The sequence below is a fragment of the uncultured Polaribacter sp. genome (genome assembly GCF_947495205.1).
GTDB lineage: Bacteria > Bacteroidota > Bacteroidia > Flavobacteriales > Flavobacteriaceae > Polaribacter.
In genome coordinates this window covers 51,629-71,057 of record NZ_CANLXV010000006.1, presented here as the reverse complement: position 1 = coordinate 71,057, position 19,429 = coordinate 51,629, and the positions used below count along the sequence as shown (strand labels likewise).

At 29.0% G+C, this 19,429-nt stretch carries 18 protein-coding genes; 10 read left to right on the top strand and 8 right to left on the bottom strand.

Translation table 11 applies throughout. The features are described 5' to 3' along the window. Nucleotides 1-70: 70 nt before the first annotated feature. The 3 genes from Q0762_RS07460 to Q0762_RS07450 all read left to right on the top strand — a co-directional run bounded on the left by Q0762_RS07460 (nt 71) and on the right by Q0762_RS07450 (nt 3,590). Complete coding sequence (locus tag Q0762_RS07460) at nt 71-1,726, top strand: amidase family protein (RefSeq protein WP_298765472.1); 1,656 nt, start codon at nt 71-73, stop codon at nt 1,724-1,726. 156 nt (nt 1,727-1,882) lie between these two features. Further along, nucleotides 1,883-3,235: a 30S ribosomal protein S12 methylthiotransferase RimO gene (gene rimO, locus Q0762_RS07455; protein ID WP_298765469.1), complete on the top strand. Its 1,353-nt coding sequence runs from the start codon at nt 1,883-1,885 to the stop codon at nt 3,233-3,235. A 76-nt stretch (nt 3,236-3,311) separates the two neighbouring features. Beyond that, on the top strand, nt 3,312-3,590 hold the full coding sequence (locus tag Q0762_RS07450; RefSeq protein WP_298765466.1) for a hypothetical protein: 279 nt from the start codon (nt 3,312-3,314) through the stop codon (nt 3,588-3,590). A gap of 237 nt (nt 3,591-3,827) precedes the next feature. On the opposite strand, the gene Q0762_RS07445 is transcribed toward Q0762_RS07450, so the two are convergent. Then, nucleotides 3,828-6,305 (bottom strand): M14 family metallopeptidase, encoded by a 2,478-nt coding sequence (locus Q0762_RS07445; RefSeq protein ID WP_298765463.1) that lies wholly within the window; start codon nt 6,303-6,305, stop codon nt 3,828-3,830. A 200-nt stretch (nt 6,306-6,505) separates the two neighbouring features. On the opposite strand from Q0762_RS07445, the gene bshC reads away from it, so the two are divergent. Together bshC and rlmF are read left to right on the top strand one after the other, a co-directional pair. After that, the gene (gene bshC / locus Q0762_RS07440) at nt 6,506-8,098 is read left to right on the top strand and encodes a bacillithiol biosynthesis cysteine-adding enzyme BshC (RefSeq protein ID WP_298765461.1); all 1,593 of its coding nucleotides are present in this window, start codon (nt 6,506-6,508) and stop codon (nt 8,096-8,098) included. A gap of 98 nt (nt 8,099-8,196) precedes the next feature. After that, nucleotides 8,197-9,054, top strand: a complete 858-nt coding sequence (gene rlmF / locus Q0762_RS07435; RefSeq protein WP_298765459.1) for a 23S rRNA (adenine(1618)-N(6))-methyltransferase RlmF — start codon at nt 8,197-8,199, stop codon at nt 9,052-9,054. Nucleotides 9,055-9,162: 108 nt separating this feature from the next. On the opposite strand, the gene Q0762_RS07430 is transcribed toward rlmF, so the two are convergent. The 5 genes from Q0762_RS07430 to argS all read right to left on the bottom strand — a co-directional run bounded on the left by Q0762_RS07430 (nt 9,163) and on the right by argS (nt 14,059). Beyond that, nucleotides 9,163-9,762, bottom strand: a complete 600-nt coding sequence (locus tag Q0762_RS07430; protein ID WP_298765458.1) for a hypothetical protein — start codon at nt 9,760-9,762, stop codon at nt 9,163-9,165. Then, the gene (locus Q0762_RS07425; protein WP_298765455.1) at nt 9,759-10,046 is read right to left on the bottom strand and encodes a hypothetical protein; all 288 of its coding nucleotides are present in this window, start codon (nt 10,044-10,046) and stop codon (nt 9,759-9,761) included. Before Q0762_RS07425 ends, Q0762_RS07430 begins: the two co-directional genes overlap by 4 nt. Before the next feature lie 75 nt (nt 10,047-10,121). After that, nucleotides 10,122-10,496, bottom strand: a complete 375-nt coding sequence (locus Q0762_RS07420) for a LysM peptidoglycan-binding domain-containing protein (RefSeq protein ID WP_298765452.1) — start codon at nt 10,494-10,496, stop codon at nt 10,122-10,124. Nucleotides 10,497-10,650: 154 nt separating this feature from the next. Continuing rightward, complete coding sequence (lpdA, locus tag Q0762_RS07415; RefSeq protein WP_298765449.1) at nt 10,651-12,039, bottom strand: dihydrolipoyl dehydrogenase; 1,389 nt, start codon at nt 12,037-12,039, stop codon at nt 10,651-10,653. 244 nt (nt 12,040-12,283) lie between these two features. Continuing rightward, nucleotides 12,284-14,059 carry an arginine--tRNA ligase gene (gene argS / locus Q0762_RS07410; RefSeq protein ID WP_298765446.1) on the bottom strand — a complete coding sequence of 592 codons (1,776 nt, stop codon included), beginning with the start codon at nt 14,057-14,059 and terminating at the stop codon, nt 12,284-12,286. A gap of 155 nt (nt 14,060-14,214) precedes the next feature. Between argS and Q0762_RS07405 the strand changes: the two genes are divergently transcribed. Genes Q0762_RS07405 through Q0762_RS07390 form a run of 4 tightly spaced genes read left to right on the top strand, consistent with a single transcriptional unit; the run spans nt 14,215 to nt 16,966 of the window. Next, nucleotides 14,215-15,036, top strand: coding sequence for an ATP-binding cassette domain-containing protein (locus Q0762_RS07405; RefSeq protein ID WP_298765443.1), 822 nt, complete (start codon nt 14,215-14,217; stop codon nt 15,034-15,036). Nucleotides 15,037-15,039: 3 nt separating this feature from the next. Beyond that, nucleotides 15,040-15,912 carry a hypothetical protein gene (locus Q0762_RS07400; RefSeq protein ID WP_298765441.1) on the top strand — a complete coding sequence of 291 codons (873 nt, stop codon included), beginning with the start codon at nt 15,040-15,042 and terminating at the stop codon, nt 15,910-15,912. 1 nt (nt 15,913) lies between these two features. Further along, nucleotides 15,914-16,279: a GntR family transcriptional regulator gene (locus Q0762_RS07395; protein ID WP_298765439.1), complete on the top strand. Its 366-nt coding sequence runs from the start codon at nt 15,914-15,916 to the stop codon at nt 16,277-16,279. After that, on the top strand, nt 16,280-16,966 hold the full coding sequence (locus Q0762_RS07390) for a hypothetical protein (protein ID WP_298765437.1): 687 nt from the start codon (nt 16,280-16,282) through the stop codon (nt 16,964-16,966). Nucleotides 16,967-17,097: 131 nt separating this feature from the next. On the opposite strand, the gene Q0762_RS07385 is transcribed toward Q0762_RS07390, so the two are convergent. Further along, complete coding sequence (locus Q0762_RS07385; protein ID WP_298765435.1) at nt 17,098-18,240, bottom strand: ATP-binding protein; 1,143 nt, start codon at nt 18,238-18,240, stop codon at nt 17,098-17,100. A 208-nt stretch (nt 18,241-18,448) separates the two neighbouring features. Here Q0762_RS07385 and Q0762_RS07380 point away from each other — a divergent pair, with 208 nt between their 5' ends. Beyond that, nucleotides 18,449-18,970, top strand: a complete 522-nt coding sequence (locus tag Q0762_RS07380; RefSeq protein WP_298765432.1) for a YkgJ family cysteine cluster protein — start codon at nt 18,449-18,451, stop codon at nt 18,968-18,970. Between the two features lie 4 nt (nt 18,971-18,974). Here the strand turns inward: Q0762_RS07380 and Q0762_RS07375 are convergent, their stop codons facing one another. Then, nucleotides 18,975-19,343: a hypothetical protein gene (locus tag Q0762_RS07375; protein WP_298765430.1), complete on the bottom strand. Its 369-nt coding sequence runs from the start codon at nt 19,341-19,343 to the stop codon at nt 18,975-18,977. Between the last annotated feature and the right edge of the window lie 86 nt (nt 19,344-19,429).

Genomic DNA, 19,429 nt, shown 5'->3' with positions numbered 1-19,429 from the left:
ACTATTAAAACATTGTTTAGGATTTAAAAAATATATAAATCATTATCTTTGATAACTAAACATTACTCTAATGAAAAAAATAGTTATCCTTTTATTTTTTGCGCTTTTTGTTTTTGCTTGTCAGCAAAAAGAACTGAAAGAAAAACAAGCTCCTGTTATTTTTAAAAAATATAATGAAACTGTTGCCTTAGAAAAACAGCAAAATCATAAAAGTAGTAGAATGCAGTTTAAATTGTTTCAATCTAAATATTTAGATATGAACACTGTTTTTAAACCGTTTGAAGAAGATTTGGCTTATTTTTCTGAAGCGGATTACAATGCATTAAAACCTTTTATTTTAGAGCAGAATATACCATCAATTCAAAAAAATATTACAGCAGGAAATTTGAATTACGAAAAACTTACGCTTTTTTATTTATACAGAATTAGAAAGTTTGAAAGTGATTCTACAAAATCTTTAAATAGTATTATTACTCTAAATCCAAATGCTTTAAAAGAAGCTAGAGCAAAAGACAAGAATAGAAATTTAACCTCAGATTTTTCTATTTATGGTATGCCAATTTTATTAAAAGATAATATTAATACCAATAATATGCCAACTACAGCAGGTGCACTAGCTTTGGCAGAAAATAAAAACACAAAAGATGCTTTTATTGTTGAAAAATTAAAAGAAAATGGCGCATTAATTCTAGGAAAAGTAAACTTGAGTGAATGGGCTTATTTTTTCTGCTCTGGTTGTCCTTTAGGCTATTCTGCAATTGGCGGGCAAACTTTAAATCCTTATGGAAGAGGAGAATTTGAAACAGGCGGAAGTTCTGCAGCAAGCGGTGTTACTGTGGCTTCTAATTTTGCAGTTGCTGCTGTTGGTACAGAAACTGCTGGTTCAATTACATCACCATCAAGTCAAAATTCTGTAGTAGGTTTAAAACCAACTATTGGTGTATTAAGCAGAAGTGGTATTGTGCCTATTTCATCAACTCTAGACACACCAGGACCAATGACTAAAAACGTTATAGATAACGCAATTTTTCTAAACGCAATGCGTGGTTTTGATAAAAACGATGCTGCATCAAAAGAAATCAAAGAAGATTATTTTAAAAATGGATTGAGTAACAATTTTAGTAACATAAAATTAGGAGTTTTAAAGCCCTTGTTAACAGATTCAATTTATAAAATGAATATTGATAAATTGAGAGCTGCAGGAGTAGAGTTGGTAGAAATTACACCACCAAATATTTCATTTAATGGTTTTGTAACGCTTTTAAATATTGATATGAAACATGATTTACCTAAATATTTAGCAAATAATGCAGATAAGAGCATTTCTGTAAAATCTGTAAAAGATGTAGTTAATTTTAATTTGAAAGATACTGTTTTAAGAGCGCCTTATGGCCAGCAATTATTTGACGGAATTGTAGCAGATGAAACTACATTAGAAGCTTTAGAAATTATTAAAAACAATTTAGAAAGCGAAGGTAAAAAGTATTTTAGTGCATTAGAAGATCAAAAATTAGACGCTATTTTGTCTATAAATAACTACCATTCTGGTTTTGCAGCAACAGCCAAATACCCAACACTAACAGTACCTATGGGTTATAAAAATTCAGGAGAACCTGTAAGTTTAACTTTTGTAGGAAAACCTTTTTCGGAAAGAAAATTATTAGAAATTGGTTTTGCGTTTGAGCAGTTAACCAAGGTTAGAAAAATGCCTAAAAACTATCAATAGTTAGATTATCTATAATTTTAAAAGTAGTATTTTTGCACTCGTTTTAATTTTAAAAAATTCTGTTGTATTCAAATTGAATTTTATAAATGAGTAAAACAAATTTTTAAAAATGATTACTGCCAAAAGCGAATTAGCTTAAGGTAAAAAGCTTTATTTATGCGTACAAAAACCATCAAAAAAAATAAAATAAACGTTGTTACTTTAGGTTGCTCTAAAAACATTTACGATAGTGAAGTTTTAATGGGCCAACTAAAAGCAAACGGAAAAGATGTAGTTCATGAAGATGAAAATGACGATGGAAATATTGTTGTAATTAATACTTGTGGTTTTATAGGCAAAGCAAAAGAGGAATCTATAGATACTATTTTGCATTATGCACAAAGAAAAGAAGCAGGTGAAATAGATAAAGTTTTTGTTTCTGGTTGTTTAAGTGAACGTTATAAACCAGATTTAGAAGCGGAAATTAAAAATGTAGATCAGTATTTTGGTACGCACGATTTACCTAATTTATTAGAAGCTTTAGAAGCAGATTATAAACACGAATTAATTGGCGAGCGTTTAACTACAACTCCAAAACATTATGCCTATTTAAAAATTGCAGAAGGTTGTGATAGACCTTGTTCTTTTTGCGCCATTCCTTTAATGCGTGGTAAGCACAGATCTACACCAATTGAAGACATTATAACTGAAGCAGAAAAGTTAGCAGCAAAAGGTATTAAAGAAATAATGCTTATTGCACAAGATTTAACGTATTATGGTTTAGATATTTACAAAAAACGTGCTTTAGCACAACTTTTAGAAGCTTTGGCAAAAGTAGAGGGAATTGAATGGATTAGAATGCATTATGCGTTTCCAACAGGTTTTCCTATGGATGTTTTAGAGGTTATGAAACGCGAACCAAAAGTGTGTAATTATTTAGACATTCCTCTACAACATATAAATACTGAGTTATTAAAGTCGATGAAACGTGGTACAACTCACGAAAAAACGACAGCGTTAATACATAAATTTAGAGAAAAAGTGCCAGAAATGGCCATTAGAACCACTTTAATTGTTGGTTATCCTGGAGAAACAGAAGAAATGTTTCAAGAGTTAAAAGATTGGGTAGAAGAAATGCGTTTTGAACGTTTGGGTGCTTTTGAGTATTCTCATGAAGAAAATACTGGCGCTTATGTTTTAGAAGATGATGTGCCTGCAGAAGTGAAGTTTAAAAGAGTAAATGAAATTATGGAAGTTCAGTCTCAGATTTCTTGGGAATTGAATCAGCAGAAAATAGGCAAAACATTTAAATGTTTATTTGATAGAAAAGATGGTGAGTTTTTCTATGGAAGAACAGAATCTGACTCGCCAGATGTAGATAATGATGTTTTAGTTGATGCCAAAGAACATTACATTAAAATAGGTGAGTTTATAGATGTAAAAATTCACGATGCTGGAGATTATGATTTGTATGGTACGCCAGTTAAAAAACAAGAAAAACCAGTTCCTTTGCATCAAAAAAGGAAGTAGTTTTTAAAATATTTTGATATTTTAGACCTCACAGGTTTTTAAAACCTGTGAGGTCTTTTTTTTAATAAAAAATAATATGAAAAAAGTAGTTTTGTTTTTATGTTTTATTTTATGCAATTGTACTGAAAATGAAATTGTAACACCACCACAAAGTTGTGATAAAGATTTACAGGATATTTATGGTAAGTTGAGTAAATCTGCTACAGATTATGTAAATGATAAAAGCAGTGCAAATTGTTTAAACTATAAAAATGATATTTCTGAATTACTTAAAATCTCAGAAAACTGTAATCATTTAAAATCTTCTGAAAGAGAAGGTTTTGAAGATTTGATTAAAAATTTAAATTGCAATTAAACTATAAATGATAAGACCTCACAGATTTTAAAAACTTGTGAGGTTTTTTTTTGCTTACTTTTAAAATCTATAACTTGTAAAAAAGTAAATAAAGTTTTTAAATGTGCAATGTGCGTTAGGGATTGCAACGGCATCCTTTTTGCTTAGTTCGAGTGAATTTGCTTTTTTGCAAATTTGTATCGAGAACTCAGCAAAAAGATATAGTGGAAAGCCCGTTAAAACGCCCAAATAAAAATATTACTTCAACTTATCTGAGTTTAAAAAGAAAACAGCGTTGGCAACAAATAATTTTCCGTTTTCCCAAAAAGAACGAAATAAAGGATTATCTACCATATAAATTACACTTCCTTTTCCCATAGGTTGTTCTCCTAAAAATAGAGATTCTGGTATGTTTTTTATGGCTTTACTGCCAGCATAACCAGAAACATTTTTAGTGTTTTTATCAAAATAACCAACATTATAACCCTCTTTTAAATAGCTGTAAGTTGTACTGCTTAATTTTAAAGAAAAATACTTGTTTTTATAACCAAAGGCCAAAGGATGTGTGGTGTCTAAAGTACTTTTAAAAATGCTTCCTGTAATTAAATTGGCAACATTTTCTCGCTCTCTTTCTGCAAAAGGTGTTAAGTTTAAATCTTCGCTTTTGTCTGTATTAATTTTTGTTTTTAGCGCAAAATCTTTTTTGTTTGCTAAAGAATTTAATGCGTTTCCAATGGCTATTAAAGTTCCTCCAGCTCGTGTCCAGTTTTTTAATTTGTCTATTCCAGATGAATTTAACATACTGCTGTAATAGCCACTTGGTAAAATTAAAACATCATAATTATCTAAATTTACAGATCTAAAATTATCTGAATTAATGTTAGTAATTGGATATTGCAGTTGTGTTTCAAAGAAATGCCAAACTTCTCCAAAACTTAAAGAAGAGGTTGCTTTACCAGAAATTACTGCAATTTTTTGCTTGTTAATTGGTTTTACAGAGGCCGAACCAAAATCTAAACCAGCATCTACAAAACCAGTGTAAACAGCTGTTAATTGACGCATATTTCTATCTGCTATTTTAATTAATGCTGTATCAAAATTAGAAGCTCTATTATCATTTCTTAATATAATTAAACTACCAGATTCGTAGTTTTTACCATTAATTTTAAATGCTTTTTCTGCAAATCTTGGTACGATATTGTTTTTTAATATATCTGCTAAAAATGTTGCATCTTCTAGGCTGTTCCATTTAGAAATATAGGCGTATGCGTTTTTGTCTGTTCTATTTTGAAAAGAAAAAGATTTGTTTTTAGTAATTGAAGGGACCGCATTTTTACTAGCAATAGCATTTAAACCATGTGCATAAGGTAAAGACCATGCAGTAATATCATACGTTAAAGAATCTACTAATTTTGCTTTAGGCTCAAATAAAACTTTTACCATTTTACCTTTTGGTTGCTTGGTATGTATTACTAAATCTTTTTCTGTAACGTTTAATTTATCTTCTTTTTGTGTTGCATAATTATAACCCCTTACAATGCCTTTTTTTGTTTTTGCATATTTAATTTCATGCAAATCTAAAAGCACTTTTAAACGATTAATTTTATCTTGATTTTCATTTTTTAAAACATAACTTTTGTATTCTAAATTAGAATTATTAAAATATTTTTTAAATTCTATATTTAGTTTTTCTGCATTTTTAGCAGCAATTTCCACGGTAGAAAGTCCTGTTGTGGTATGATGTTTTGCTCTGTCTTTTAGTGTTAAAACTTCACCTTCATCGGTTTTTATTCCTAAACCTGCCATTCCATGACCTGCTTGTTCATAAGTCATACCAATTGCGCCCATATAAGTTGGGTAGGTATCTCCATAACTTGGGTACAATAAATCGAAACTTTCTTTTGTAAAATATAGCCAACCTTCTTTATCGAAATATTTAGCGTGATTTTTACCAATTTGGGTTTGAAAATTACGTTGCCAATCAGAAATTATTTCGTGAAAAGGTTCTGCAGCTGGGGCAAAATAATACGGATTGTTTATGTATTGTTCATGAAAATCTACATGTACATGTGGCATCCATTTGTTATACATTTTTATTCTTTGCGCAGATTCTACTTGAGTTGCCCAAGCCCAATCTCTATTTAAATCGAATAAATAATGGTTTGGTCTTCCACCTGGCCAAGGTTCTTTATGTTCTTTTGCGTTTTGATCTACATTAAAAGGTGTGCTTTTTACTTGATTGTACCAATTTACATACCTGTCTCTTCCATCTGGATTTACACATGGATCTATAATTACAACAGTGTTTTTTAACCACGCTTTTTTGTTGATTACCAATTCGTAAAGTGTTGTCATTGCAGCTTCTGTACTAGAGGCTTCATTACCATGTACATTATAACTTAACCAAACAATGGCTTTTTTGTTTTCTGAATTTCCGCTGATAATTCCCGTTTGAGATAGGTTACTTTTTCTAATATTTTCTAAATTTTTAATGTTTTCTGTTGATGAAATATAGCTTAAATACAAAGGTCTGTGCTCATTTGTTTCTCCGTATTTTTCTAATTTTACATTGGCTAAAGTTTTAGAAACATAAGTAAAATAGTCTACTACTTTGTGGTGTCTTGTAAAACGAGAACCAATTTCGTATCCTAAAAATGCTGATGGAGTTTGTATTTGTTGAGAAAAAATTGTTGTTGTACATAGCACAAAAACAAGTAAAAATGCTTTGATTTTCATAAAAAAAAGTGTCATTAGAAAATCAAAAATAAGAAATTTAATTTTGGTTTTTAAGTTGATAAATTTTAAACTTGTTAAAACTTTGTTAGATTGATTTCTCATTTTCGACTACCCATAAAATAATTGTACTTTTAACAAAAATTATTCTAAAATGACCGACGCCGATTGTTGTATGAATTGTGTTATAAAATTTTAAATTGATGAAAATAACACAAATACCTTTTAAAACCACTGGTTTTTTCTCTAAAACTATGGTAGATTATTTAGAGCAAAAAGAGAGCATACAAGATTTTTATAACAATTTTCCAGACATTGCTGGGTTTTACAATCAGATAGAAGAAAAAGAGAAAGCTTACAGTTTGCAATCTCGTTTGGTTTTGGTTGAGGCTTTAAAAAATCAATATAAAACTTTTAATGTTTCAGAAAAAATAGAAGAAAATATAGCTTTATTAAAGTTAAAAAATACATTTACAGTTACTACAGGCCATCAACTTAATTTATTTACTGGACCTTTATATTTTTTATATAAAATTATTTCTGCCATTAATTTAGCTGAAGAACTGTCGGCTAAATTTCCTGAGAAAAATTTTGTACCCGTATATTGGATGGCAACAGAAGATCATGATTTTGAGGAAATAAACTACTTTAATTTCGAAGGAAAAAAAGTAAAATGGAACAGAGAAGATGGTGGGGCAGTAGGACGTTTTTCTACAGAAGGTTTAAAAGATGTTTTAGCCGTTTTTAAAACGCAATTGGGAACGTCTAAAAATGCACAATTTATTATGCAATTGTTTGCAGATGGTTATTTAAAACACCACAATTTAGCAGATGCTATGCGTTTTATTGCCAACGAATTATTTAAAGAGTATGGTTTGGTAATTGTAGACGGAGATGATACCCAATTGAAAGAATTATTCACGCCGTTTGTAAAAGACGAACTAGAGAATAATACCGCTTTTAAAGAAGTTTCTAAAACCATTAAAAAATTAGAGGAAATCTATAAAATACAGGTAAATCCTAGAGAAATTAATTTGTTTTATTTGGGAGATAATTTTAGAGAACGCATTATTTTTGAAGATGGAATTTACAAAGTAAACAACACAAAAATTTCTTTTTCTAAAAGTGAAATTTTAAAGGAAGTAGCAGAAAATCCTTTGGCTTTTTCACCTAATGTTATTATGAGACCTTTGTACCAAGAAGTAATTTTACCCAACCTTTGTTACATTGGTGGTGGTGGCGAAATGGCATATTGGTTTGAGTTGAAAAATTATTTTAATAGTGTAAATATTCCTTTCCCTATTTTATTATTGCGAAATTCAGTACAAGTTTTAGCAGAGAAACAACAAAAAAAATTAAATAATTTAGCTATTTCTCACAAAGAACTATTTTTGAAACAACACCAATTACTTGCTAAAAAAGTAATTGAAAATTCTGATTTAGTAGTAAATTTTGAAGAGAAAATTAAAGCTTTAGAAAAGCAGTTTGCAGAATTAAAAACCGTTGCAGAAAAAACAGATGTTTCTTTTATTGGTGCTGTTAAAGCTCAAGAAGTAAAACAAATTAAAGGTTTACAAAACCTACAAAAAAGATTGATAAAAGCAGAAAAAAGAAGACAAAACGATTTGGTAGAAAGAATTACTGCACTTCAAAATGAAATTTTGCCAAACCAAAGTTTAGAAGAAAGACAACGTAACTTTTCTGAATATTATTTAGAGTATGGAAACTCTTTTATAGAAACGCTAAAATTAAATCTTAAACCTTTAGCTTTACAATTTACTATTTTAGAAATGTAATTTTACTGTCCGTCATTTAGAGTAAGCATGAGGTGTAAATCTTATTTTTGCAATAAATTGATGAACACATTGCTGCTTTCTTTAGAATGATTACAATTATGAAACAAAAAAACTTACATCCTAGAAATAAATTTAATTCAGGTTATAATTTTGATGCGTTAACAAAAGAAAATCCTAGTTTAGAAACCTATGTTTCAGAAAACAAGCATGGCAATAAAACCATAGATTTTTCTAACCCAAAAGCAGTAAAAGAATTAAACAAAGCTTTATTATTTTCTTACAATACCATTTCCGTTTGGGATTTTCCCGATGAAAATTTATGTCCGCCAATTCCTGGGCGTTTAGACTACATACATTATTTGGCAGATTTAATTTCAGAAGAAAAAAATATTAAAATTTTAGATATTGGCACAGGCGCCACTTGTATTTATCCGCTTTTAGGAGTTGCAGAATACAACTGGAGTTTTGTGGCTACAGACATTGATTTAGATGCTTTGGATAGTGCACAAGATATTATAGATGACAATAGTTTTACAGACAACATTGCCTTAAGACAACAATTTGACGAACAAAATATTTTAAAAGGAATTTTAGAAGAAACAGATTCTTTTTCTGCGGTTATGTGCAATCCGCCTTTTTACAAATCTGCAGAAGAAGCCCAAGGCGCAAATAGAAGAAAAACAAGAAACCTGGGCAGTAATGCCGTTAGAAATTTTTCTGGAAACAATAATGAGCTTTGGTATGTTGGTGGAGAAAAAGCGTTTTTACACAATTATTTGTATGAAAGTTCTTTGTTTAAAGAAAAATCTAAATGGTTTACTAGTTTGGTTTCTAAAAAAGAAAATGTAGAAAGTTTAGAGAAATCATCTGCTAAATTAGGTGTCACAGAATTTAAAGTAATACCAATGAATCAAGGAAACAAAGTAACCAGAATTGTTTGTTGGCGTTTTCAGTAACGGTTTTCAGTTGGCAGTTTTCAGTCATCCTTTAGATGAAAACTCAAAAGAATCTGTGTAAATTGTCTAATTCGTATCTTCTTTTCTCGGTGAATATCTGTGCAATTGCTAATTAAAAACTACATCTTTAATTTTGTACTTTTTGCAAATAAAATGTAAAATAGTATATACCAACATGTGCACAAAAAGCAAACAAATAAAAGCATATAAAGGCACACCAAATAGTTGATAAGGCCAATAATACGTCCAAACTCCAAGATAAATGGTAATTACTTCACCAAAAGCAGGTAAAATTAAAGCAAGTAAAATAGCAAGGATTATTTTATTTTTTTGAGACGGATTTTTCAATAACGGAATTAACTTTCCTTCTAATTTATACAAGTAATGAAAAGCCAAAATCCAAGCAAAGGGCAACCATAAAGGCAAGGCTCTAGAAACGGCATGATATTCCCAATATCCATTGGCAACGCCCCAAGTTTCGCCCACAATGCCGCCAAAACAAGTAAGTAACATACCAACTAATAACAACCAGTTTTTTTGTTTTGGTTTGTAAATATCTTTATATAAGTTGTGTAAAATTTTTAAAAACAGGAGTAATGCAATCCAAAAATCATATTCTTTAAGATAGCCAATAAAAGCACCAGCAATAACTAGTTTTAAAAATCCTTTTAGAAGTTCAACTAAAAATTTCTTTTTGTTAGTGATCAAAATTCTGAGCCTCTTTTTTTTAATTTTTGATATTTTCTTTCGTAAATGTTGAATGATACATAGAAACTCAATAAAAAATAAATACAAAAAATAGCTAACAATTTAAAACCAAATTGTAAAGTTAAAAAGCCGCTTGTATTTTCTAATGCCTGAAAAACAATACTAAAAGGTATGGCATAATAAACGCTTTGTAACAAAGCATACTTTAGTTTATGATCTCTTTTTGTTTCCCAAAATGTTATAAAACCTTCGGTTTTCTTTTTGTAATATTCTTTAGAATTCATCTCTTACTTTAAAAACTCAAATATAAAAAAAACCGAAGTAAAAACTTCGGTTTCAATTTTATAAAAAGTAATTTCTTATAAATTAGGAATTACCAATTCTTGCCCTGGCTGTATTACATCAGGATTTTTTAAAATAGCTGTATTTGCTTCAAAAATAGCAGTATATTTCATTGGCTGTCCATAATATTGTTTTGCAATTTTACCTAAAGTTTCCCCTTTGGCAACAGTATGTCTTGCAAAAACAGATTCGTCTTCTACATCAATATTTGCCATAATGTCTGTTGGGTTTTCGCCACCTACTTTTTTAATTTCATCCCATAAAAGATTTTTTTCATAAGGTGTTTTGGCAGTTCCTGTTACATGTAAAACTCCATTTTCTTCTTTTACATCGCCATTTTTAATAGCTAATTCTTCTCCTAGACTTAATACACTTTGATATTTTGCTCTCATTTTTAATTTTATTTTTTTTGGTTATTAATTAATTCTGATATCAATATACAAAAAAACCAAAGCAAAATGCTTTGGTTTTTCGATAAATGTATATTTAAATTCGTTAAATCGTAAATTCTGTAATAAATCTAACCATTCAAGAATTAAAATTTTCTTATAAATGAATCACTTCATCATAAGCATCTGCAACAGCTTCCATTACAGCTTCACTCATTGTTGGGTGTGGGTGAATTGTTTTTAAAACCTCATGCCCAGTTGTTTCTAACTTACGTCCTAAAACAGCTTCTGCAATCATATCTGTAACACCAGCACCAATCATATGGCAACCTAACCACTCGCCATATTTAGCATCAAAAATTACTTTTACAAAACCATCTTTTGTACCAGCAGCACTTGCTTTACCAGATGCAGAAAACGGGAATTTACCAACTTTAATTTCATAACCAGCTTCAATTGCTTTTTCTTCTGTCATACCAACAGATGCAATTTCTGGAGTTGCATACGTACAACCAGGTATGTTTCCATAATCAATTGTTTCTGTATGTAAACCAGCCAATTTCTCTACACAAGTAATTCCTTCAGCAGAAGCAACATGCGCTAATGCAGGTCCAGGAGTAACATCACCAATGGCAAAATAACCCGGTATATTTGTTTGGTAAAAATCGTTTACTAAAATTTTATCTCTATCTGTAATAATACCAACATCTTCTAAACCAATGTTTTCAATGTTTGTTTTAATACCCACTGCAGATAATAAAATGTCTGCCTCTAATTTTTCTTCACCTTTTTTAGTTTTTACTGTAGCAACAACACCACTGCCAGAAGTATCAACAGATTCTACAGAAGAATTTGTCATTACCTTAATACCAGCCTTTTTAAAAGAACGCTCAAATTGCTTAGAAACATCTTTATCTTCAACAGGTACAATGTTACTTTGAAACTCTACAATAGTAACCTCAGTTCCCATAGTATTGTAAAAATGCGCAAATTCTACACCAATAGCACCAGAACCAACAATAATCATAGATTTTGGTTGCTTTGGCAACGTCATTGCTTGTCTGTAACCAATTACTTTTTCACCATCTTGTGGCAAGTTTGGTAAAATTCTAGAACGTGCACCTGTAGCAATTATAATATTGTCTGCACTATATTCTGTAACTGTTCCATCTTCTGCAGTAACATCAACTTTTTTACCGGTTTTAATCTTACCAAAACCGTCTAAAATATCAATTTTGTTTTTCTTCATTAAAAAAGCAACACCTTTGCTCATTCCATCTGCAACACCACGACTTCTTTTAATAACGGCATCAAAATCCTTATCAATAGCTTCTGCTTTTAAACCATATTCATCTACATGCTTTAAATAATCATAAACCTGTGCAGATTTTAATAACGCTTTTGTAGGTATACATCCCCAGTTAAGGCAAATTCCACCTAAAGATTCTTTCTCTACAATGGCAACTTTAAAACCTAATTGAGATGCTCTAATTCCTGTAACATAACCTCCAGGTCCACTTCCAATAATAATGATGTCGTATTTCATTTCTTTTAATTTATCTAATTTGGGCGTTTTAACAGGCTTTCACTACTCGCTTTTTTTATTCAGAAAAAGAATAAAAAAGAGCTCAAACAAGCCGTTCAATCCTTAACGCGTGCTAATTTACGAACTTTTGTTATTTACTAAAACTTTATTTAATATTTACTTACTACTATTCTTCAATTTTTTTCAATAAAAACATAAAATTTACACAACTAGTTCCTTCCTTCAGGAAGGTTAGGATGGGATTCTACATTCTCTCAGGAACTGTAATTCCTAATAAAGAAAATGCAGCTTTTATAGTGTCTGCAACCTTTTTAGCCAATTGTACTCTAAATATTTTTTTGTTTAAATCTTCTTCGCCTAAAATAGAAATATTCTGATAAAAAGAATTAAACTCCTTTACCAAATCATAGGTATAATTTGCAATAACTGCTGGCGAATAATTGGCAGCCGCTTGTTGAATTGTTTCTGGAAATAATTCCAATTGTTTCAACAACTCCTTTTCTTTTTCATGTAAATCTATGGCAACAGGTTTTGAATAATCAAAATCTGCTTTTCTAATAATAGATTGTATTCTTGCGTATGTGTATTGTATAAAAGGCCCCGTATTTCCTTGAAAATCTACAGAACTTTTTGGGTCGAATAAAATTCTCTTTTTAGGATCTACTTTTAAAATAAAATATTTTAAAGCTCCTAAACCAATGGTTTTGTACAATTCTTCTTTTTCTTGTTCAGAATAACCGTCTAATTTGCCTAATTCTTCAGAAATTTCTTTGGCAGTACTTGCCATTTCTAGCATTAAATCGTCTGCATCAACTACAGTTCCTTCTCTAGATTTCATTTTTCCAGAAGGTAAATCTACCATTCCGTAACTTAAATGAAACAAACTTTCTGCCCAAGAATATCCTAATTTTTTTAAGATTAAAAACAATACTTTAAAGTGGTAATCTTGCTCATTACCAACAGTATATACCATTCCGCCAACATTTGGTAAATCTTTAGCTCTTTGTATGGCTGTACCAATATCTTGCGTCATATAAACTGCAGTTCCATCAGAGCGTAATACCAGTTTTTCATCTAAACCATCTTCTGTTAAATCGCACCAAACAGAACCGTCTTCTTTTTGGTAAAAAACTTGGGTTTTTAAACCTTCTTCTATAATGTCTTTTCCTAAAAGATAAGTATTGCTTTCGTAATATAAATTATCAAAATCTACACCTAAATTTTTGTAAGTAACATCAAAACCAGCGTACACCCAAGCATTCATAGTTTCCCAAAGTTGTACAACTTCTTGGTCTCCAGCTTCCCATTTTAAAAGCATTTGTTGCGCTTCCTTAAAAAGTGGTGCTTCTTTTTTTGCTTCGTCTTCTGTTTTTCCTGCTGCAACTAACTGCGAAATTTCTTTTTTGTATTCTTGGTCAAATTTTACATAATAATTTCCAACCAATTTATCGCCTTTTAAGCCAGTAGATTCAGGAGTTTCTCCATTACCAAACTTTACCCAAGCCAACATAGATTTACAAATGTGTATTCCACGATCGTTAATTATCTGTGTTTTGTAGACTTTTTTTCCTGATGCTTTAATAATTTCTGCCACAGCATAGCCTAATAAATTATTTCTAACATGCCCTAAATGTAAAGGTTTGTTGGTGTTAGGAGAGGAGTATTCTACCAAAACAGCTTTATCATCTGCCTTTGGCGCACTAAAACCAAATGTAGTATCTGCATAAATACTATTAAAAAAGTTGGTATAAAAACTATCTTCTATAACCAGATTTAAAAAACCTTTAACCACATTAAAATTAGTGATTTCTTTAACATTTTCTACCAAATATTTTCCTAAATCTTCGCCTATTTGTACAGGATTTCCTTTTTTATAACGCAATAAAGGAAAAACAACAACGGTAATATCTCCTTCAAATTCTTTTCTAGTGGCTTGAAATTCTACTGTAGGAATTTCAATAGTATATAATGCTAAAAAACCTTCTTTTACTTTGGTTTCTATGGTATTTTGAATGTTCATTGGTTCTTGAAAATTGAGTTGCAAAATTAACATTTTTATTTATTTAAATGGGTAGTTTATAGCTTGTTTCAAAAGTTTATTTTGTTTTTTCTTGCGGAATTTAAAACAAATCCTATCTTTGTGTCATAGTTAAATAGTACACTAATACATTATTTATGATTGCAATTGAAAATATATCTTTTGGTTATACCAAAAAAAAGTTTTTATTTAAAGACTTTAGTTTTACTCAAGAATCTGGTAATATTATAGGTTTGTTGGGAGAAAATGGCGCAGGAAAATCTACTTTATTAAAAATTATTTCGGGTTTACTACATGTAAAACAAGGAAAAATTGTAGTAAACAACACCAAACCTATTCAGCGTGAACCCGATTTTTTATCAGATATTTTTTTGGTAGATGATACTCCATTTCTGCCAAGTCTTACTATAAAAACCTATTTAGCTGTTTATGGTGCTTTGTATAAAAATTTCGATTTTGATAAAATGCATCATTTATTAGCATCTTTTCAATTAACAGAAAATCAGAAATTACATAAAATTTCTCACGGGCAACAAAAGAAGTTTATCATAGCTTTTGCCTTGTCTACCAATTGTAAATTATTGTTGTTAGATGAACCTACAAATGGCTTAGATATTCCTTCAAAAAAAATATTTAGAAAAGTTTTAATAGAATCTGTTACCGAAAATCAGACGGTAATTATATCTACACATCAAGTAAAAGATGTAGAAAATGTAATAGATAAAATTGTACAAATTGCAGATGGTAAAATTGTTTTTGAACAAGAAACATTTAAAATCACGGAAAAATATCAGTTTCAAAACGTAAGTTCTATTGCCAATTTAGAGAATGTAAAATATTACGAGAAAAATCCTTTTGGTTATAAAGTTATTGTGCCTGTTGCCAATAACGAAGAAACAGAAATTGATATTGAATTATTGTTTAATGCAATTGCGAATAAAGCAGAAATTAACTTATAAATTATGACGACAAAAAAATATTTTAGTTCCCAAAGATTCTATCTATATTTAAAATACGACTTGGCTTTAAACGGCAAAACGTACCTTTTTACACTCTTAGGTTTGTGTATTGTATTATTCTTTATAAATACTTTTAATCTAATTGATTATACTAAACAAATACAATATATAGACAATCATAAAATAGATAGTGTTTATAATGTAAATATAACTTTTTTTAAAAAGAGTTATTTGCCACCATTTCTGATTAGCTTATTTATTGGTATATTAGTAAGTGCTGGTACTGCCTTTCCTGCGTTAGGATCTAACAAAAAGAGTTTGCATTATTTGCTTTTGCCAGTTTCTAATTTAGAAAAATTTGTAGCACAATTTTTAATTAGAATAGTAGCTTTTGTGCTATTGTACTTTATTTTGTTTTGGAGCATATTTAAGGTATCTTATTTATTTTTTGAAATTTTTGAACCCATTTCTAATACTTTAAAAAACTACACTATTTTAGATCCTTTAACTATTTATCATAAATATAAATACGCTGTTTTTAATGTAAAATCTATTCATTATTATATATTCATATCCCTATTTTTATTTGTAACATTTTTTGCTTTTGCTGGTGCAAGTTATTTTAAAAAATATGCGCTTTTTAAAACTGTTTTTGCTTTTGCAATTATTGCATTTTCTGTTTTTTTACTTCAATTATTGTGCTCTCATATATTTTATGCTCATGGCGAAAACGAATTTTTTGAATTAAAATTAACAAAACATTTTGTTAGTAAACGTGTTACAAATCATGATCTTTATTACTTAGTACTTTTTTCTGGCATCAGTTTATTTTTAGCTCCATTAGCTTATTTTAATTTAAAAGAAAGAGAGGTTTAATATGGAATTTAAATCAAATAGAGGAATTTACTTACAAATTGCAGATAATTTGTGCAACAGAATATTAGCCAGTGATTTAAAACCCAATGAGCGTGTTTTGTCTGTTAGAGATTTAGCAGTTGCCCTAGAAGTAAATAGAAATACGGTAATGCGTAGTTATGCGTATTTGCAAGACGAAGGAATTTTTGAAAACAAACGTGGTGTTGGCTATTTTGTTTCAGAAAATGCTATTGAAAAGATAAGAGCCAAAGAAAAGATTCATTTTTTTGAAAACGATTTGCCTTTATTAATTCAAAAGGTAAAACTTTTAAAATTAAACGCCACAGATTTACAAAACCTTTTACAAGAAATTAATAAAAACAATTAAATGAAAACGTCTAGATACATACACCTAACAATGCTCGTATTTATTTTTGGTGCAACTTTAACGTTGTTTATAAATGCTAAAAACCATGAAGAAAAGTCGCTTAAAAAATCTAAAGCTAACTCTAAATATTTAAAATTACCGTTATTTTCTGTAATTGTAGCTCAAGAAAATACTAAAATTAATATATCAAAAAGTATCAGTAATATTGTTAGTTGTTATGCTCCAAATAATGAAGTAATTCCTGAAAATTATAGTTTTGATAATTTTTTGGTTAAAAACGATACGTTATTTGTTACCAAGACTGATGAAAAATATGATACACATATTTCTGTGGAAAATGTAAAAAGCATTATTGGTTTAGAAAACTCAAAAGTAAATTTAAGCAGATTTTATGCAGATAGTTTGCAAATAGATTTAACAAAAAGTAGATTAACAGGGCATTTAAAAGCAGACTCTATTAATTATTTTTCTTTAAACGCGAAAAAACAATCTTATGTATTTATATATAGACCTGCTAGAGTAATTAAAATAGATAATGTAACTAAAAAGCAAACAGTTATAATAGAGAATGCGAACCTTAAAAACGCAACAATTAATTTAAAGGATAAAACAAAACTGTGGATGGCAAAACCAAAAAATGTAACCATTAAAACTGACAGTTTAAGTAGTTATAATTTAAATAATTAGATTTTTTAAAAGATAAATTTTATCTTTCATTTTGTGAAAGTTTATTAATTAGAAAGACCTGAAAGATTTTAAAATTCTTTCAGGTCTTTTTTTACATAAGTTTTTAGCCTTAAATTCTAAATATGTTATTTTCAGGTAATAAAATCCAAATAATTTTCTTTAGTTATTACTTTAAAATTAGCATCTGTGTAAGCTTTACCAAACGCTGTAGGAATTTTCACTTTTTTATTTGCATTCCATTTAAACTCAAAAGCAGATAGTTTTTCTGCTTTTTCTTCTAACCAATCTAGTTCTTGTTGATCATACGTTCTCCAGAAATAATTATTGCCTATAATTCTTTGGTATTCTTGTTTTTTCATGCGTTCTACAATGAGATAGTTTTCCCATAATTGGCCAACATCGTTTCTGTTTTGTAAAATATTAAAATTTTTAATAATGGCGTTTCTAATGCCAACATCATAAAAATACCATTTACTAGATTTTGTAACTTCTTTACGTAGATTTTTGCTGTAACCTTCAACCTTAAAAATCACAAAAACTTTGGTTAATAAATCTAAATAACTTTCTACAGTATTTTTAGAAATTTGTAATTGATTGCCCAATTCGTTTAAAGAGACTTCATTTCCTATCTGAAAAGCTAGTAATCTTAAAAGGTTATAAATTTTATCGGCTTTTTTTATATTCTGAAAAATTAAAATGTCTTTTAATAAATAATCGTTTATAATTTCTTGTAAATACTCTTGTTTATCTTGCCATTGGTTTAAATGCACCAATTCTGGATAACCACCAAACAGTAATCTTTCTTCTAGTTTTTCTGAAGTTATTTTATAGTTTTCTTCTTTAGAAAATTCTATCTGACTTAATGGATACATGTAAATTGTATATTTTCTACCTACCAAAGGTTCTCCTAATTGATTGTTTAAATCAAACATAGAACTTCCTGTTACAATTACTTTTATGTTTTCAATTTCATCTACAATTAACTTTAAAATTAAACCAATATTAGGTATGTGTTGTGCTTCATCAATGGCTAATAATGCTATACCTTTTAATAAGCGTTTGTAATTGGCAACACTTCTTCTAGCTAACAATGCTACGTCATCAATATCTTCGCCATTTAATTTTAAAACCTTGTTTTTAGGAAAATGATGAATGTATTTTTTTATAAACCTTGTTTTTCCAACGCGTCTAGCACCTACTAATAATAGTACTTTATTAGGTTGTGCTTTTTTGTTAACTACATTAATTACAGCTCTTTCTATTTCTGTTTTCATACAACAAAGATATAAAAAATTACATATAATTGACTGTATTTACATTAATTTAGTCAATTAACTGACTATATTTACGTTAATTTAGTCAATACGTTGACTGTATTTACATTAATTTGGTCATTTTTTGAATTTTTATAGTACATAAATAGTCATTTTTTAAGATGAAAAAAGAAAACTCATTGTCAGCTTTAATTTGTAATTTTGTAAGATGGAAAAACGTTTAGAAGAACTGCCAAAATTAGCATCAGAAAAAGAAAAAGAAAATAAAAAATATTTTCTAAACCTTAAAAGACGTACTCCTAAAAACTTAGATTATGTAATGCAAGAGTTGCATACAGAAGAGTTTAATAAAACAGATTGTTTAGATTGTGGAAATTGTTGCAAAACAACATCGCCAATTTTTACAGAAAAAGATATTGAGCGTATTTCCAAGCACTTAAAAATGAAAGTGGTTGATTTTAAAAAGCAATATATTGAGTTAGATTCAGATGATTTTTTAGTTTTAAAATCAGCACCTTGTTCTTTTTTAGATGAAACAGACAATACATGTTTTATTTATGATGTAAGGCCAAAAGCTTGTGCAGAATACCCACATACAAATCGTAGAAAATTTATTCAACTTACAGATTTAACCGTGCAAAATACATTTGTTTGTCCTGCAACCTATAATATTGTAGAAGCTTTAAAAGCCAAAATACCCATGGAATCTCGTAAGAAGATTAGGAGATAATGTTTTAAGATTTTACAAAACTAACGGCTGCTTTAGCTACACTTTCGCTATCTAAATACAATTCGTAATTTTTTAACAAGACTATTTTTTTAGTTTCTTTAGGGTTTATGGCTATTTCATCAGTTATTTTTCCTTTATTTCGAATTCTTACAGATAAAGTTGTTTTGCCAATATTTTTTACAATAGCAAAACTATCTTCATTTTTATAAGGATTTATTGCTGCATCTTGCCCAATGCCTTTGCCTGTAATACACATGCTTTGGTTGCCGTCTAAATTTAAAACTGTATTATTTTTTTGTGAATTTTTTAAAGAATTATGTGCACAAGATTGCATTAAAAAAGCACAAAATAAAAGTATGGTAATTTTTTTCATCTTTAATTGATTTAAAAAGTGAAGTTTAAAAATAACAAAACAAGTGCGATGTATTTAAAACTTTAGCACAGTTTAACAAAAAAGCC

What these genes read in the sequence shown, in the direction of transcription:
- Q0762_RS07385 (WP_298765435.1), bottom strand. Translation starts at nt 18,240, where the DNA reads ATGAAAACAGAAATAGAAAGAGCTGTAATTAATGTAGTTAACAAAAAA.
- rimO (WP_298765469.1), top strand. Translation starts at nt 1,883, where the DNA reads ATGCGTACAAAAACCATCAAAAAAAATAAAATAAACGTTGTTACTTTA.
- Q0762_RS07425 (WP_298765455.1), bottom strand. Translation starts at nt 10,046, where the DNA reads ATGAATTCTAAAGAATATTACAAAAAGAAAACCGAAGGTTTTATAACA.
- Q0762_RS07390 (WP_298765437.1), top strand. Translation starts at nt 16,280, where the DNA reads ATGAAAACGTCTAGATACATACACCTAACAATGCTCGTATTTATTTTT.
- Q0762_RS07420 (WP_298765452.1), bottom strand. Translation starts at nt 10,496, where the DNA reads ATGAGAGCAAAATATCAAAGTGTATTAAGTCTAGGAGAAGAATTAGCT.
- Q0762_RS07380 (WP_298765432.1), top strand. Translation starts at nt 18,449, where the DNA reads ATGGAAAAACGTTTAGAAGAACTGCCAAAATTAGCATCAGAAAAAGAA.
- Q0762_RS07445 (WP_298765463.1), bottom strand. Translation starts at nt 6,305, where the DNA reads ATGAAAATCAAAGCATTTTTACTTGTTTTTGTGCTATGTACAACAACA.
- rlmF (WP_298765459.1), top strand. Translation starts at nt 8,197, where the DNA reads ATGAAACAAAAAAACTTACATCCTAGAAATAAATTTAATTCAGGTTAT.
- bshC (WP_298765461.1), top strand. Translation starts at nt 6,506, where the DNA reads ATGAAAATAACACAAATACCTTTTAAAACCACTGGTTTTTTCTCTAAA.
- argS (WP_298765446.1), bottom strand. Translation starts at nt 14,059, where the DNA reads ATGAACATTCAAAATACCATAGAAACCAAAGTAAAAGAAGGTTTTTTA.
- Q0762_RS07405 (WP_298765443.1), top strand. Translation starts at nt 14,215, where the DNA reads ATGATTGCAATTGAAAATATATCTTTTGGTTATACCAAAAAAAAGTTT.
- Q0762_RS07450 (WP_298765466.1), top strand. Translation starts at nt 3,312, where the DNA reads ATGAAAAAAGTAGTTTTGTTTTTATGTTTTATTTTATGCAATTGTACT.
- Q0762_RS07460 (WP_298765472.1), top strand. Translation starts at nt 71, where the DNA reads ATGAAAAAAATAGTTATCCTTTTATTTTTTGCGCTTTTTGTTTTTGCT.
- Q0762_RS07400 (WP_298765441.1), top strand. Translation starts at nt 15,040, where the DNA reads ATGACGACAAAAAAATATTTTAGTTCCCAAAGATTCTATCTATATTTA.
- Q0762_RS07375 (WP_298765430.1), bottom strand. Translation starts at nt 19,343, where the DNA reads ATGAAAAAAATTACCATACTTTTATTTTGTGCTTTTTTAATGCAATCT.
- lpdA (WP_298765449.1), bottom strand. Translation starts at nt 12,039, where the DNA reads ATGAAATACGACATCATTATTATTGGAAGTGGACCTGGAGGTTATGTT.
- Q0762_RS07395 (WP_298765439.1), top strand. Translation starts at nt 15,914, where the DNA reads ATGGAATTTAAATCAAATAGAGGAATTTACTTACAAATTGCAGATAAT.